The organism is Variovorax paradoxus (genome assembly GCF_029919115.1).
Lineage (GTDB): Bacteria > Pseudomonadota > Gammaproteobacteria > Burkholderiales > Burkholderiaceae_C > Variovorax > Variovorax paradoxus_O.
In genome coordinates this window covers 5,627,863-5,643,018 of sequence record NZ_CP123990.1, presented here as the reverse complement: position 1 = coordinate 5,643,018, position 15,156 = coordinate 5,627,863, and the positions used below count along the sequence as shown (strand labels likewise).

Genomic DNA, 15,156 nt, shown 5'->3' with positions numbered 1-15,156 from the left:
TGAGCATGAAGCTCATTTTGAAAACAATATTGTTATTGAGTGAATTGCTATTAAGTTGTTTGTCTTATAAGCGATCCACGGTTCAGCAATGAACCGCCGTGTCACTATTCAGACGCCCCTGGGCGAAGCGTTGCAATTTCGCCAGCTGGTGGGCCGCGAAGCGCTGAGCCAGCTTTACACCTTCGACATCGACCTCCTGGGCAGCAGCAACGCCATTGAGTCGAAAGCCTTACTCGGCAAGGCATCGACGGTAGCGGTCGAAACCGAAAGCGGCGGCGTGCGTTACCTCAGCGGAATTGCGACGCGCTTCGGGCTGCAACAGGAAGATGCGCGCCATTCGTTCTACCGCCTGCAATTGCGCCCGTGGCTGTGGCTTGCCACGCGCCGCAGCGATTTCCGCATTTTTCAGGGCAAGAGCGTTCCCGACATATTGACGGAAGTGCTGGGCAGCTACGGCTATCCCATCGAGAAGAAGCTGAGCCGGGGCGACTACCGCCGCTGGGACTACTGCGTGCAGTACCACGAGAGCGACTTCAACTTCATCTCGCGGCTGTGCGAGCTCGAAGGCATCTACTATTACTTCCGGCACGAGGCTTCGCAGCACGTGCTGGTGTTTGCGGACGACATTGCGAGTTCGCACGCGCCGCTGCCCGGCGGAGAGTCGGTGCGCTTTCACCCGCTCGAAAAATCCGGCATGGGCCAGCGCGAGCGCATCTATGCCTGGGAAACCGCGGAAGAGGTGCGTGCGGGGCATCACTACAACAACGACTACGACTTCGAGAAGCCCAAGGCCGACCTCTCGCACCTGCGGCAAATGCCGCCTGGGCATGACCACGACAGCTACGAAAACTACGAGTGGCCCGGCGGCTTTGTGCAGCACGCAGACGGCGAGACCTACGCGCGCATCCGCAACGAAGAGCAGCTGAGCCAGCGCAGCCGCGCGACCGGGCGCTCCAACCTGCGCGAGCTGGCAACCGGCCACACGCTTCGGCTCACCGGCCATCCGCGGGCCGACCAGAACCGCCAATACCTGCTGCTGAGCGTGAGCTACCACCTGCAGGAAAACCTGCAGGCCAGCGAGGGCGCCGACGCTGCAGAAGGATCGGTGCAGCGCTTTGCATTCGATGCCCAGCCCACCAGCCTTGCATGGCGGCCCTTGCGCACCACGCCCAAGCCGCGCACCCGCGGTCCGCAAACGGCCATGGTGGTGGGGCCTGCCGGTGAAGAGATCTGGACTGACCAGTACGGCCGCATCAAGGTGCAGTTCCACTGGGACCGCCTGGGCAAGGACGATGAGAACTCCAGCTGCTGGGTCCGCGTGTCCACCGCATGGGCGGGCGCCACCTTCGGCGCGGTGTCGGTGCCGCGCATCGGCATGGAGGTGATCGTCGACTTTCTCAACGGCGATCCTGACTACCCCATCGTGACGGGCTGCGTCTACAACGCCGACACCATGGCCGCCTGGCAGTTGCCGGAGCAAAAGCACCTCTCGGGCATTCGCAGCCGTGAACTCGGCGGCGGGCGTGGCAACCATCTGGTGCTGGACGACACCCACGGAAAGATCCAGGCGCAGCTGCGCAGCGACCATCAGGCGAGCCAGCTGAGTGTGGGCCACATCGGCCGCATCGAAGACACGGCCGGGCGCAAGGAGCCGCGTGGGCAGGGCTTCGAATTGCGCACCGACGGGCATGGCGTGGTGCGCTCCGCGAAGGGCCTCCTGGTCACCACCGAGACGCGTGCCAACGCGCAGGCGCACATGACCGACATGGGCGAAACCGTCGGCCGGCTCACGCAAGGACGCGACCTGCATGAGAGCCTGGCCGAAATCGCGCGTACCGCCAAGGCCCACGAAACCGGCGACCAGGACGAAGTGGCCCGCAGCCTCAAGGAGCAGACGGACGCAATCAAGGGCCAAGGCGGCAACCGGGAGCAGGGCGAGTTCGCCGAGTTCCAGGAGCCGCACCTGACGCTCGCCAGCCCCGCGGGCATCCAGACGACCGCGCAGGGTTCCACGCACATCGTGAGCGTGGAGCACACGGCAATCACAAGCGGTGCGCACGCGAGTTTTGCCACGGGCAACAGCTTCCTGGTCAGCGCCAAGGATGCGGTGCGCATCGCGGCGTTCAACAAAGGCATCCGCATGGTGGCGGCGGCCGCCGACATCGACATCGCCGCGCTCAAGGACAGCATCAACGCGCTGGCCAAGCTCGACATCAAGATGGAGGCCAACCGGATCACCATCACCGCGAAGGAAGAGATCGTCGTCAACGGCGGCTCCAGCTACACGCGGTGGAATGCGGGCGGCATCGAGAGCGGCACCAACGGCCTGTGGCGCGCGCATGCGTCGTCGCATTCGATGGTCGGCCCGAAGAGCGACGGGCCGCCGCGCCTGCCGCAGCCGCCGCAGCTCCCGCGCGGGCAACTCGACCTGTACCACCGGTACGTGAAGGCCGACGGCGCCATGCGCCAGGGCGTGAAGCAGGGCGACTACACGGTGGTCGATTCGGAAGGCGCAACGCACACGGGCAAGCTCGACGCGAACGGTTTCGCGTCGGTGGCCGGGCTTCCGCTCGGGCAGGCCAAGGTCACCTTCGGCGGCGACCCGAGCGATCCGTGGGAAACGGGCAGCTACTTCGCCAAGCCCGACCGCTGGCCGGCCGAACCCGCGAGCGACAAGGCGCTGGACTCCGAGGGCGGTGGAACGAGTTTCCTCGGCGGGCTTGGGGGTGGGGGCTCGCTGGGCAAGGCGAGCGGGCTTGCGAGCCAGGTCGCCCAGGCGGCGAACACGGCGCAGCAAGCCGTCGGGGCCGTGCAGAGCCTGCAGCAGGGCGGCGCAAAGGCGCTGCTCGGGCAGGTCGGCCGGACCGCCACCGGCATGGCCACGCAGGCTGTAGGCGCCAAGCTGCCTGTATCGCTGCCTTCGCTGCCGAGCGTTCAAACGCCGGGGTTCGCAGGCTGACGGCCCGCGAACCCGGCGACTACAAGAAATCAAGGGAGAGATTCGCGCATGGCTGAACAAGCCCCACAAAACAAGGCGCAAGGCGCGCAACCCACCGAACGCGAGCGCCAGACCGCGGTGGCGCCGCTCAACACCATCGGCGTGGAAGACATCGGCGCCGGTGCCGCCAAGATCGACAAGTGGCTGCGCAAGCTCACCAACGACTACGTCACGCTCAACGTGCTGAAGACCTTCGCGGGCAGCCTGCCGGTCATAGGCAACATCATGGCGCTCATCGATGCAGTCTGGGACATCGTCGAGATGATCACCAAGAAAGCGTACTCCGATGTGCTGCAGTGGGTGAGCCTGGCGATCAACCTGCTGGGCGTGATTCCGTTTCCTCCCGGCACGGGCGCCGCGCGCATGAGCCTGCGGCCGATGCTGCACCTGCTCAAGCAGCAGATTGCCAAGTCGGCCAAGAACGTGGTGCCGAACATCGGCGAGGCTTTCGTGACGGTGCTCATCACCCACCTGAACGACACCATCGCCGGCACGCTCGACAAGTTTGTGGACGAGGCGCTCGGCTACCTGGACGACTTCCTGCAGTCATGCGCGAAAAAGGTCGACGGCATCGCCGATGCGCTGATCGGTGCGCTGCAGGTGGCGCTGGGTGAGAAGCCGGTGTTCGCGACCGGCGGCGCTGCCGAGAAGAACACCTACGACCCCAAGACCCAGAGCACCTGGGGCCGCATGATGGCCGCCGCTGCTGACGCCGCGAAAAAGTCCGCCAACTACGCGGCCGCGAAGGCGAGCCACTATGGGTTGCCCGACGCCGTGAAGGCGGAAATCCGAAATACCGTCGCCAGCCTGACCGATCTCAAGGGTGCGGCGCGCCGGCAGATCATGCGGCTGGGCGATGAGAGCCTGCAGTACGGCATCAAGTGGATGATCAAGATCCTCAAGGACGCACTGATCAGGCGCAAGGGAAAGCACGCCGCAAGCATCAACGCGACCAGGGGTTCGGAGGTACGGGGCAACAAGCCCGGCGGAGAGCAGGGCGCGACATCCGCGCAGGTTCCGGCCAGCGGCGACCCGGGCTGCAAGAACTGCGCGGTGTCAGGCGCCGGCGGCGCCATCGCCCTGGCCACCGGGTGCGAGAGCTTCGACCACACCGACTTCGTGCTGGGCGCGACGTTGCCCATCAGCTGGACGCGCGTCTATCGCAGCAATCTCGGCGCGTTCGACCAGGCCAGCCTGGGCGCGCGCTGGATCACGCCTTACACCACCCGCGTGGACGTCGCCAAGGCCGCCAAGGGCCGGCGCCAAGGCGAGATGAGCCTGATCTATCACGGCGCCGATGGACGCAGCCATGCCTTTCCGTTGCTGGCCGTGGGCAAGAGCCATCACAACCCGATCGAGGAGATCACGCTCACGCGACTGAGCGAACGCCTGCTGGCGGTGGACTTCGGCAAGCCGGTGCCCGCGGGCGAGGCGGCCGATTGGCGCGAGACCTACGAACTCGTGGACACCGTGCCCGCCAAGGCTGCATCGCAAGGCAAGCAGCACTTCCGCCTGGTGGCCCAGCATGCGCGCGGCGGTGCCGCGGTCGGCCTGCGCTACGACCATGTGATCGCCGCGACCGGCGAAGAGGTGCTGAGCGACATCATCAGCCGGCAGGGCGATGCAGTCATCGCGCACGTCGGCACCCGGCCCGACGCCCGCACGGGCCGCATCGCGTCACTGTGGGAGCTGAAGGACGGCCAGGTTGTGCGCCAACTGGCGGCCTACACGCACGATGCCGAAGGCGACCTCGTCACCGCGCAGGACGAGAACGGTGCCGGCTGGCAATACAGCTACAGCCATCACCTCGTGACCCGCTACACCGACCGTACGGGGCGGGGCATGAACCTCCAGTACGACGGCACGGGTGTCGACGCCAAGGCCGTGCGCGAATGGGCCGACGACGGCAGCTTTGCGCTCACGCTGGAGTGGGACAGGAACATTCGCCTCACCTACCTGACCGATGCCATTGGTGGCGAGACCTGGTACTACTACGACGTGCTGGGCTACACCTACCGGATCATTCACCCGGACAAGCGCGAGGAGTGGTTCCTGCGCGACGACGCCAAGAACATCACGCGCCACATCCACACCGATGGCAGCACGGACGACTACGCCTACGACGCCAACGGCAACCTGAAGACCCACACCCGCGCCGACGGCAGCCGCGTTCACTACGAATACGACGCACGCCACCGGGTGACGGGCATCCTCGATGCCGAAGGCGGCGTGTGGAAGCGCGAGCACGATGCAAGCGGCAACCTCACCGAAGAAATCGATCCGCTCGGCAACAAGACCGAATACGCCTACGACCCGGCCGGCCAGCCGGTGCTCATCACCGATGCCAAGGGCGGCGTGAAGACCCTGGCCTACACGCCCGCCGGCCAGATGGCGAGCTACACCGACTGCTCGGGCAAAGTCAGCAGTTGGGAATACGACAGCCGCGGGCGCCTCGTGAAGGCCACCGATGCGGCCGGCCAGTCCACGCGCTATCGCTACACGCCCGTGGGTGCGGCTGTGGCGCAAGGCGAGGACGGCGGCAGCCGCAACCACCCGGGCCAGCTCGAGGAGATCGTGCACCCCGACGGCACCCGCGAGCACTTTGCGCACGACGCCGAAGGCCGCTTGCTTGCACACACCGACGCGCTCGGCCGCCGCACCCGCTACAGCTACACCCGCGCCGGCCTGGTCGCCGGCCGCGTCGACGCGGCCGGCCACACCTTGCGCTACCAGTGGGACCTGCTCGGCCGGCTGACCGAACTGCACAACGAGAACGGCAGCCGCTACGACTTCAGGTACGACCCCGTGGGCAAGCTGCTGGAGGAGATCGGCTTCGACCGCAAGGCCACCCGTTACCGGTACGAGGAATCCACCGGCGTGCTGGCCGAGGTCGTCGATGCGGGCCACAGCACCACGCTCGTATTCGATCCGCTGGGCCGCCTTACTGAACGCCAGGCCGCGGAACAGGCGGAGCGCTTCGCCTACGACGGCAACGGGCGCCTGGTGGAGGCTGCGAACGGCGATGCGCGGCTGCAGTGGTTCTACGACCCGGCGGGCAACCTCGCGCGCGAGCATCACCACTACATCGAGAGCGGGCAAACGGCAGTCTGGCGCCATGGCTACGACGAGCTCAACCAGCGCGTCACCACCATCCGCCCCGACGGCCACACCACGCAGTGGCTGACATACGGTTCGGGCCATGTGCACGGCCTGCTTGTCGACGGACAGGACATCCTGGACTTCGAGCGCGACGACCTGCACCGCGAGATCGCGCGCGAGCAGGGCAACGGCCTGACGCAGAAGCTGCGCTACGACCCGGCCGGCCGGCTGCTCGAGCAACAGATTTCGCAGACCAGGCCCGGCGCCGTCGAGGCCGCTGCTGCCGTCCGCCGCAGCTATGCCTACGACAAGGCTGGCCAACTCGTCGCCATCGGCGACAGCCGCCGCGGCAGCCTGAGCTACCGCTACGACCCCGTGGGCCGCCTGCTGGAAGCCAACAGCCGCCTGGGCCGCGAGACCTTCGCATTCGATCCCGCAGGGAACATCGGCAATCCTTCGGACACCACCGCGGCCGGCACGCTGGCCGCAGGCCGCGTGACCAACCGCGTCGCGGTTCGCATGGACGGCGACGGCCGCAGCATGGCCGGCAAGCTGATGGACAACCTGCTCAAGGACTATGCCGGCACCTACTACAAGTGGGACGAACGCGGCAACCTCGTCGAGCGAACGAGCAACGGCGAGAAGACCGTGTTCACCTGGGACGGCTTCAACCGCATGCGCAGTGCGAGCACCTACGGCAAGACCACCACCTTCAGCTACGACGCCATGGGCCGCCGCATTGCCAAGCGATCCGAGCACGACGTCACCCTGTTCGGCTGGGACGGTGACACGCTGGCCTTCGAGAGCACGCAAAGCACCGAGGGCCAGCAGGAGCATCAGGCCTGGCGCGGCGACAGCGTGCACTACATCCACGAGCCCGGCTCCTTCGTGCCGCTGGTGCAGATCAGGCAGGCCCAAGCCATCGCGTTGAGCCAGACAACCGACGTGAAGGCGCTGATTGCGGCCAACGGGCGCTACGACATCGAGCAGGATCCGCTATGGAACGGGCAGCAGCTCAACATGCCGCAGGCCTTTGCGAAGGAAGAGATTGCGTTCTACCAATGCGACCACTTGGGCACGCCGCAGGAGCTGACCGACCATGAGGGGCGGATTGCCTGGTCGGCCAGCTACAAGGCCTGGGGCGAAGCCAGGCAGGCGATCAGCGAGGCGGGGAGGAAGGCGGGGTTCAGGAATCCGATCCGGTTCCAAGGGCAGTACTTTGACGACGAGACGGGGCTGCACTACAACCGGTATCGGTATTACGACCCGGTGAGTGGAAGATTTGTCAGTAGCGATCCGATCGGGTTGCTTGGAGGCACCAACCTTCATGCAGCAGTTCCAAATCCGACGGGCTGGATCGACAGTAACGGCCTTTCACCGGTTGAAATTCTCAAGAAAGTCGCACAGGTAAAAGCGGGAAGAAGCGTCACCGTCTGCTCGTTCAAGGAAGCGTCAACAGTTCTATTTGCGGCGTTTCCAGATGCGCAAAAATCTGCAGGGGCAGGCGATAAGGATCCTGCAAAAACTGCCAGAGACAAGGCTGCATTTAAGTCGAATCGGCAAAATGACACGGGAAGAGCCTCGTATCACATGGACTTCAAAACCAACCCTGCGACTGATGTGCTATATGGGCACGAGTCACTTCCGAACGGGCATCCACATAAAACCATGCCGCATATCAACGTCGTTACTCCTGAAGGCGATCGGCTCGATATTTTTGTGGATAGGCCCACTAGATGCCCTTCGGCAAAGAAAAAATGAAAGACGCAGAAATTATTTCCAAAATCAGTCAATTGATTCAGGCCAAAAAATCGTTCTGGATCAATGGGGATTATCTCCGGGAAGGTGAGGCAGTCCACTGGGAGTGCTTTGTCAAGGTACTGGGGTCGATAGTGGCGGTTGGATTTGATGAGTATCTAGAGAAATACGAAGATGCGGTCGATCTTTATGATGTGTATGTACGCAAGCAATTTACAAATATCGAAGAGGCATTGAAATTTATCCTGAATTCCCTCCCTCTTGCCGCCGAAAGGTTGCGCAGCAGCTAGTCGGATTTGGATTCGCGCACTAGTAAGTAAGAGCAGTGGATGTAAATATATGGCATTTAGTCTGACGAAAGCTCAAGAGAAGAGATTTGCTCTTCTGCAGGAAAGAAACTTCGAAGGACTATTTCTTGGTTCGGATTCAGTTTTAGATTTAATCCAATTTCCAGAATCCTCGATTCTTCTGGAAAAAATAAAAAATATTACGGACTCCAAAAGTGGCATAAAAACACAGGGAGCCTCGCATTTATTCAAATACCTATTTGATTTTGCAGTCAACCAAAGCAAGGCATGCCTCCTCGTTCTCCCCGGCCTTTCGCCTCAAAGCGGGTTCATTTATACGCAATACCCAGTAATTAAGGCGGAGGCAAAGCGATTGCGGCTGCTGCTGCAATCAATGCAGGGAAAATTGATTGAAGTGGACTATTTGGCCTTGGTTTCCGAGAGTCTCGAACACGGTGTCGTCTTGGATTTTTATGCGGGAAACCCCGAAATCCATGGCTCCGATAAAGAAATTTGCCAAATTATCACTTGGTAAAAAATGCGCTTCTGCGTCGATGAAATACAAGGATGCGCAATGATTTCTTCTGTCAACGAATTTGCTAAATTGCGATCAAGTCAAGTAAAAGAAGAATATGACATAGCTGCTCACGAGGAAGCCTCTCTTGAAGTCTGGCAGGACGTTATCGAAAATTACCCAGAGCTCAGGAAATGGGTGGCTCACAATAAAACAGTTCCCCTGGAGATCCTTCAGGAGCTCTGTAAATTCGATGTGGAAGTCAGATTCTTTGTTGCGTCCAAGAGAAAGCTATCTCAGGAGTTATTCAGATTATTGTCGGCAGATCCCGATTCCACAGTTCGACAGCAAATTGCTTCCAATAAGAAGACTCCGATCGATATTTTAGAAAAACTATCAACAGATAAAGATGAACATGTTGTCAGGGTCGCAAAATTCAATCTATCAAACAGGAAATAGATACTTCCTTTCCAGTGCGCAAAATAATCAGCCATAGACCAGGCAGACCCGTCATCGACTCATGACCTTCAAGCCGGAATCCAGCACCCCGCTCGCCATCGCCCTGGGCCGTGCCCACGAGCGCTTTGCGCAGACGGGACAAGACCTGAAGGACTTCGACATCCAGATCAGCGAGCGCACACGTGAAAACGGCGAGGACGAGAACGGTGAAAACACCATCGGAATCGCCTTTGTCGCCAAGCTGGAACCGGGCAAGAAGGGCCTTGGCAATGCAAACCGCCTTGGCCGTTCGGTGCTGTACATCGCCTCGAAAACGTCGGGCGAGATCTTGCGCGAGGCGGGGAGCCGCTGAGCGCTTAACGCAACGGAGAACAGTCTCATGGAAAACGATGCTTCCGCTTCCGCCTCGTCTCTTTCTCCTATTTCAGGCGCCCAGAGCTATGCGCTCACCGACGAGCAACGCCTTGCGCTGGTGGCAAAGGCAGAAGCCGGCAATGCCGACTCCGCCTTCCGTCTCTCGCTGTACTACACCTTCACGTTCTCCGATCCCGATCAATCGATGCACTGGCTTTCCATGGCGGCTAAGGGCGGACATCGCATTGCGCAGCACAACCTTGCCTACGACCTGTACATGAACGGCACCGACCTCGAAAAGGCTGCCTACTGGGCCGCGGAGTCGCAGAAGAACGGCAACGCCGAAGCCGGATGGCTGCTGAGCGAAATCGAGACTGAGAAGGTCGTTTCCGGGTGGACCCCCCTGACATGAGCTCGCAGTCGATCATCCTGGCCCACGACATGTGGCGCAAGGGCGCAGGCGGAGCGCCGGCTGGCCTGGTCGGGCAGGCCGACAACTTCGCTTACGCGGGGCTCGACCTGGACCTGGCGCAGTTCGCCGGCTCGACTTTCGCGGGCACCAGCTTCGCCGCCACCAGCTTCAAGCATGCGGGCTGGAGCGCCTGCCAGTTCACAGGCTGCAACTTCACGCAGTGCGACTTCAGCGGAATATCGATTACGGGATGCGCCTTCGTCAACTGCACTTTCAGCGAGTCGCAGTTCAATGCCGCAGGATTCATCGGCTCGACATTCACCGGCTGTACCTGGACCGGCCTCAGCTTCGACAGCGGCTCCTGGTCGCAGGTCGATGTGCTCGACTGCCGCGGCCACCGCATCACCGCGAGCAACCTCCGCGGTCAGCAAGTGAACTTTACCGGCAGCCATTTCGAAGAGCTTGAATTCAGCAACGCCATCATCAACAACTGAATAACTAGGTGTTCAGTGCTGAGCACGCGGTGGAGCATCAACCCATTCAACCCCGGGTTTTCGATAACTAAATCCACTTGATTTAGTCCCTCTGCTGTCCGATAGTCTCCCTGCGCCCGGATGCCCCACGCCTTCCACGGCCCGGCATCCGGATCCCAAGACCGCAGGCGCATTGCCGCCTGACCACGGAGACATACACATGCTCAGCTCCCGCTCCATCCTGGCCCTGGCGGCCATGTCCCTGGCTGCATCGTCCGCCGCCTTTGCCGCCGACCAGCCGGTCATCGGCCTCGTCACCAAGACCGAAACCAACCCCTTCTTCGTCAAGATGAAAGAGGGCGCGCAGGAAGAGGCCAAGAAGCTCGGCGCCAAGCTGCTTTCGGGCGCGGGCAAGGCCGACGGCGACAACGCGGGCCAGATCACGGCCATGGAAAACATGATTGCCGCGGGCGCCAAGACCATCCTCATCACGCCGAGCGACGCCAAGGCCATCGTGCCGGCGATCAAGAAGGCGCGCGACAAGGGCGTGATGGTGATCGCGCTCGACAGCCCGGCCGATCCGCCGGATGCCACCGATGCGCTCTTTGCCACCAACAACTACACGGCCGGCGTGCTGATCGGCGAATACGCCAAGGCCGCGATGGCGGGCAAGCCGGCCAAGATCGTTGCGCTCGACCTGCTGCCGGGCCACCCGGTGGGCGCGCAGCGGCACAACGGCTTCATGAAGGGCTTCGGCCTGCAGGCGAACGACGCCAAGTCGAACGAGTTGTCGAAGGCGCCTGAAATCGTGTGCATGGCCGACAGCTTCGGCGACCAGGCCAAGGCGCAGACGGCAATGGAAAACTGCCTGCAGAGGGCACCCGACGTGAACCTGGTCTACACCATCAACGAGCCCGCCGCGGCCGGTGCCTACAACGCACTGAAGCGCGCCGGCAAGGAGAAGGGCGTGATGATCGTCTCGGTGGACGGCGGCTGCCAGGGCATCAAGGACACCAACGCGGGCGTCATTGCGGCCACTTCGCAGCAGTACCCGCTCAAGATGGCGGCCATGGGTGTGGCGGCTGGCGTGGAGTTTGCCAAGACGGGCAAGAAGGCCTCGGGCTATGTAGACACGGGCGTGACCCTCATTGCAGGCAAGAGCGTGCCGGGCGTCGACAGCAAGGACACCAAGACCGGCGCCGAGCTGTGCTGGGGCAAGAAGTAATCAAGGCCCGGAGCACCTGATGGCGAAATCTCCGACGCACCACATTCCGTGGGGCGCCCTGGGGCCGTGGCTGGCCCTGCTTGGCGCATGCATCTTCTTTGCGACGCAGTCCGATCGGTTTCTGACGGGCGGCAACCTCTCGCTGATCATGCAGCAGGTGATGGTGGTCGGCGTGATCGCCATCGGCCAGACGCTGATCATTCTCACGGCGGGCATCGACCTGTCGTGCGGCATGGTAATGGCGCTGGGCAGCATCATCATGACCAAGTTCGCCACCGAGCTCGGCCTGCCGGTGCCGGTGGCCATCTTGTGCGGCATTGGCGTGACGACGCTGTTCGGCCTGCTCAACGGCCTGCTGGTCACGCGCATCAAGCTGCCGCCGTTCATCGTGACGCTGGGTACGCTGAACATCGCGTTTGCCATCACGCAGCTGTATTCGTCGTCGCAGACCATCACCGACTTGCCCTCCGGCCTCACCGGTCTGGGCACCACCTTCAGCATCGGCAATGCCGAAGTGGCCTGGGGCGCGGTGCTGATGCTGGTGCTGTATGCGCTTGCATGGTTCGTGCTGCGCGAAACGGCCGCGGGCCGGCACATCTACGCGGTAGGTAACAACGCCGAGGCCACGCGCCTGGTGGGCATTCCAACGCAGCGCGTGCTGCTGGGCGTGTATGTGGCCGCAGGCGTGCTCTACGGCATTGCATCGCTGCTGTCGGTGGCGCGCACCGGCGTGGGCGACCCGAATGCGGGCCAGACCGAGAACCTCGACGCGATCACGGCCGTGGTGCTCGGCGGCACCAGCCTGTTCGGTGGGCGCGGCATCGTGCTGGGTTCGCTCATCGGCGTGCTCATCGTCGGGGTGTTCCGCAACGGGCTCACGCTCATGGGCGTGTCGTCGATCTACCAGGTGCTGGTAACGGGCGTGCTGGTGATTCTTGCGGTGGCGGCCGATCAACTCTCGCGCCGGGGAGCACGCTGATGAACGCAGTAGCCAATCCCAAATCCGCCAAGATCGTGATGCAGGCCAAGGGCCTGGTGAAGCGCTACGGCCAGGTGACGGCGCTCGACGGTGTCGACTTCGAGCTGCGCGAAGGAGAAATCCTCGCGGTGATCGGCGACAACGGCGCGGGCAAGTCTTCGCTCATCAAGGCGCTTTCGGGCGCGGTGGTGCCGGACGAAGGCGAGATCCTGCTCGACGGCGCGCCGGTGCATTTTCGCAACCCGCTCGACGCGCGCCGCGCGGGCATCGAAACGGTCTACCAGGATCTGGCCGTGGCACCCGCCATGACCATCTACGAGAACCTCTTTCTCGGCCGCGAGCTGCGCCGCCCGGGCTTCATGGGCAACGTGCTGCGCATGCTCGACAAGAAAAAGATGCTGCAGGAAAGCGCCGCGCGCATGGCAGACCTGAAGGTCGGCATCCAGTCGATGACGCAGGCGGTCGAAACGCTTTCCGGCGGACAGCGGCAATGCGTGGCCGTGGCGCGCAGCGCGGCCTTCGCGCGGCACGTGGTCATCATGGACGAGCCCACCGCAGCGCTTGGCGTGAAGGAAGGCAACATGGTGCTCGAACTGATCCGCCGCGTGCGCGACCGCGGCCTGCCGGTGGTGCTCATCAGCCACAACATGCCGCATGTGTTCGAGGTGGCCGACCGCATTCACGTGGCGCGGCTCGGCAAGCGCGCGGCGGTGCTCAACCCGAAGAACATCAGCATGAGCGATACGGTGGCCGTGATGACCGGCGCCATGACGGCCGACCAACTGCCCGCGGAGGCGCATGCCTGATGCAGAAGTCGCTGTGCGCCCGCCCGACCTGTTGCGCCCGCGCGGCTCCAACCAGGTGGGCATGCGCCAGTTCAACGAGCGCGTGGTGCTGCAGGCCCTGCGCGTTCACACCAGCCTGCCGAAGGCCGACCTCGCGCGGCTCACCGGACTGAGCGCGCAGACCATCGGGCTTATTACCGCGCGGCTCGAGGAAGACCAGCTCATCGTCAAGCAGGGCCGCGTCCGCGGCCGCATCGGCCAGCCGTCGGTGCCGTTGGCGCTCAACCCGGACGGCGCCTTTGCCATCGGCATCAAGGTGGGGCGGCGCGGCGCCGAATGGTTGCTGATCGACTTTGCAGCGCAGGTGCGCGAGCGCCACGCCATGAGCTACGACTTTCCGGATGCGCAGGCGTTGCTGCCCGCCATTGCCGAGCATATTCATCGCCTGCGCGACGGGCTCGGGCCGCTGGCCACGCGCAACGTGGGCGTGGGCCTGGCCGCACCATTCCTGCTTGGCGGCTGGCACCGCACGCTGGGCTTGTCCAAGGCGCAGTCGGACGAGTGGAACCAGATGGACCTGCTGGCCGAGGTGAGGGCGCGCACCGATGTGCCGGTGAGCTTTGCGCGCGACACGGTGGCCGCGTGCGTGGCGGAGTTGGTCGGTGGGCGCGGGCACGACCTGAAGAGCTTTCTGTACATCTTCGTCGACACCTTCGTGGGGGGCGGGCTGGTCATCGATTCGCACCTGCACACCGGTGCGCACGGCAATGCGGGCGCATTGGCTTCGTTGCCGATGCAGTCGGTGCGGGCCGGTGGGGCGATGCCGCCGCAGGTGATGGCCGAGGCTTCGCTCTGGGAGCTGGAGCAGCGGCTGCAGGCGGAAGGGCTCGACACCACCGCGGCCTACGACGAACGCGCGCTGCAGCCGCCATATGCCGCTGTCACGCAGGCTTGGCTGGGCTCCGCATCGCTGGCCTTGGCGCATGCCATCGTGAGCAGCACAGCGGTGCTCGACCTGGCCGACGTGGTGATGGATGGCTCGATGTCGCGCTCGCTGCTGCAGGCGTTGCTCGAACAGACGCGCGCGGCGCTGGCCCAGTGCAATTGGGAAGGGCTCTGGCCGCCGCAGCTGCACGGCGGAAGGCTGGGCGCGCAGGCTTGCGCGCTCGGCGGGGCCATGTTGCCGCTGCACGCCAACTTCGCGCCCGACCACGATGTGTTCCTGAAGGCGGCCTGAGCGGACTTCCGCTCTCAAACCTCGCAGATCACGCACTCACAATTCAGAGGCTTGCCGATGCATGCAGGTTGCGCGGCAGCCGCAAGGTGCTCGCAAGCGCGCCTTCGGGGCAAGGCCCATCGGAATAGCTCGCTTCGCCCTCGGGCATCACGCACTTGTGCACTTCGACGACGGCCGGCGCGGCCTTGGCTTTCGGCTCCGCGGGCGCGGGGTCCATGCTGCCGAAGTTTGCGTTGGCTAGCGGCGCGTAAGCGGGCGCATAGGGAGACATGGGCATGACAGGCTCAGGGGAAGAGCGGGCCACTTCGTCCGTCGACGTGCGCGTGCCGGTGCCCGGTATGGCGGGCTCGACATGCGCCGGCATGACAGCGGGCGCCAAGGCCGGTGCCCGTGCCGCGCTCTCTTGAACCAGGTCTTTCAGCGTCACGTAGAAAAGCGACATTGCCACCAGCGCCACACCCAGGCAAGGCGCCCAGTACCGGGTGGACCCTTGCGCAATATCCGATTGTTCGGTCTTGCCGATCGTGTGTTCGAGGCCCATGGCTGAAGCTCCTTGTTGGTGTTCAACCGTTCTAC

At 63.4% G+C, this 15,156-nt stretch carries 13 protein-coding genes; 12 read left to right on the top strand and 1 reads right to left on the bottom strand.

Annotation, left to right across the window (positions count from 1 at the left end; all coding sequences use genetic code 11):
- The first annotated feature begins 88 nt into the window (after positions 1-88).
- The 12 genes from QHG62_RS26915 to QHG62_RS26860 all read left to right on the top strand — a co-directional run bounded on the left by QHG62_RS26915 (position 89) and on the right by QHG62_RS26860 (position 14,580).
- Entirely contained in the window at positions 89-2,959 is a 2,871-nt protein-coding gene (locus QHG62_RS26915; protein ID WP_281148633.1) for a type VI secretion system Vgr family protein, read from the top strand.
- A gap of 48 nt (positions 2,960-3,007) precedes the next feature.
- Positions 3,008-7,858, top strand: coding sequence for an RHS repeat-associated core domain-containing protein (locus tag QHG62_RS26910; protein WP_281148632.1), 4,851 nt, complete (start codon positions 3,008-3,010; stop codon positions 7,856-7,858).
- Positions 7,834-8,145 carry a hypothetical protein gene (locus QHG62_RS26905; RefSeq protein ID WP_281148631.1) on the top strand — a complete coding sequence of 104 codons (312 nt, stop codon included), beginning with the start codon at positions 7,834-7,836 and terminating at the stop codon, positions 8,143-8,145. Before QHG62_RS26910 ends, QHG62_RS26905 begins: the two co-directional genes overlap by 25 nt.
- Positions 8,146-8,194: 49 nt before the next feature.
- A complete protein-coding gene (locus QHG62_RS26900; protein ID WP_281148630.1) occupies positions 8,195-8,677 on the top strand; it encodes a hypothetical protein in 483 nt (160 codons plus the stop codon).
- 39 nt (positions 8,678-8,716) lie between these two features.
- A complete protein-coding gene (locus tag QHG62_RS26895; RefSeq protein ID WP_281148629.1) occupies positions 8,717-9,115 on the top strand; it encodes a hypothetical protein in 399 nt (132 codons plus the stop codon).
- Between the two features lie 61 nt (positions 9,116-9,176).
- Complete coding sequence (locus QHG62_RS26890) at positions 9,177-9,467, top strand: hypothetical protein (RefSeq protein ID WP_281148628.1); 291 nt, start codon at positions 9,177-9,179, stop codon at positions 9,465-9,467.
- A gap of 27 nt (positions 9,468-9,494) precedes the next feature.
- A complete protein-coding gene (locus tag QHG62_RS26885; RefSeq protein WP_281148627.1) occupies positions 9,495-9,881 on the top strand; it encodes a hypothetical protein in 387 nt (128 codons plus the stop codon).
- Positions 9,878-10,375: a pentapeptide repeat-containing protein gene (locus tag QHG62_RS26880; RefSeq protein WP_281148626.1), complete on the top strand. Its 498-nt coding sequence runs from the start codon at positions 9,878-9,880 to the stop codon at positions 10,373-10,375. Before QHG62_RS26885 ends, QHG62_RS26880 begins: the two co-directional genes overlap by 4 nt.
- A 199-nt stretch (positions 10,376-10,574) precedes the next feature.
- Positions 10,575-11,579: a sugar ABC transporter substrate-binding protein gene (locus QHG62_RS26875; RefSeq protein WP_281148625.1), complete on the top strand. Its 1,005-nt coding sequence runs from the start codon at positions 10,575-10,577 to the stop codon at positions 11,577-11,579.
- 19 nt (positions 11,580-11,598) lie between these two features.
- Complete coding sequence (locus tag QHG62_RS26870; protein WP_281148624.1) at positions 11,599-12,558, top strand: ABC transporter permease; 960 nt, start codon at positions 11,599-11,601, stop codon at positions 12,556-12,558.
- Complete coding sequence (locus QHG62_RS26865) at positions 12,558-13,364, top strand: ATP-binding cassette domain-containing protein (protein ID WP_157614605.1); 807 nt, start codon at positions 12,558-12,560, stop codon at positions 13,362-13,364. The genes QHG62_RS26870 and QHG62_RS26865 overlap by 1 nt, the downstream gene beginning before the upstream one ends.
- Entirely contained in the window at positions 13,357-14,580 is a 1,224-nt protein-coding gene (locus tag QHG62_RS26860; protein WP_281148623.1) for an ROK family transcriptional regulator, read from the top strand. The genes QHG62_RS26865 and QHG62_RS26860 overlap by 8 nt, the downstream gene beginning before the upstream one ends.
- A gap of 43 nt (positions 14,581-14,623) precedes the next feature.
- On the opposite strand, the gene QHG62_RS26855 is transcribed toward QHG62_RS26860, so the two are convergent.
- Positions 14,624-15,121: a hypothetical protein gene (locus QHG62_RS26855; RefSeq protein ID WP_281148622.1), complete on the bottom strand. Its 498-nt coding sequence runs from the start codon at positions 15,119-15,121 to the stop codon at positions 14,624-14,626.
- Positions 15,122-15,156 lie beyond the last annotated feature (35 nt).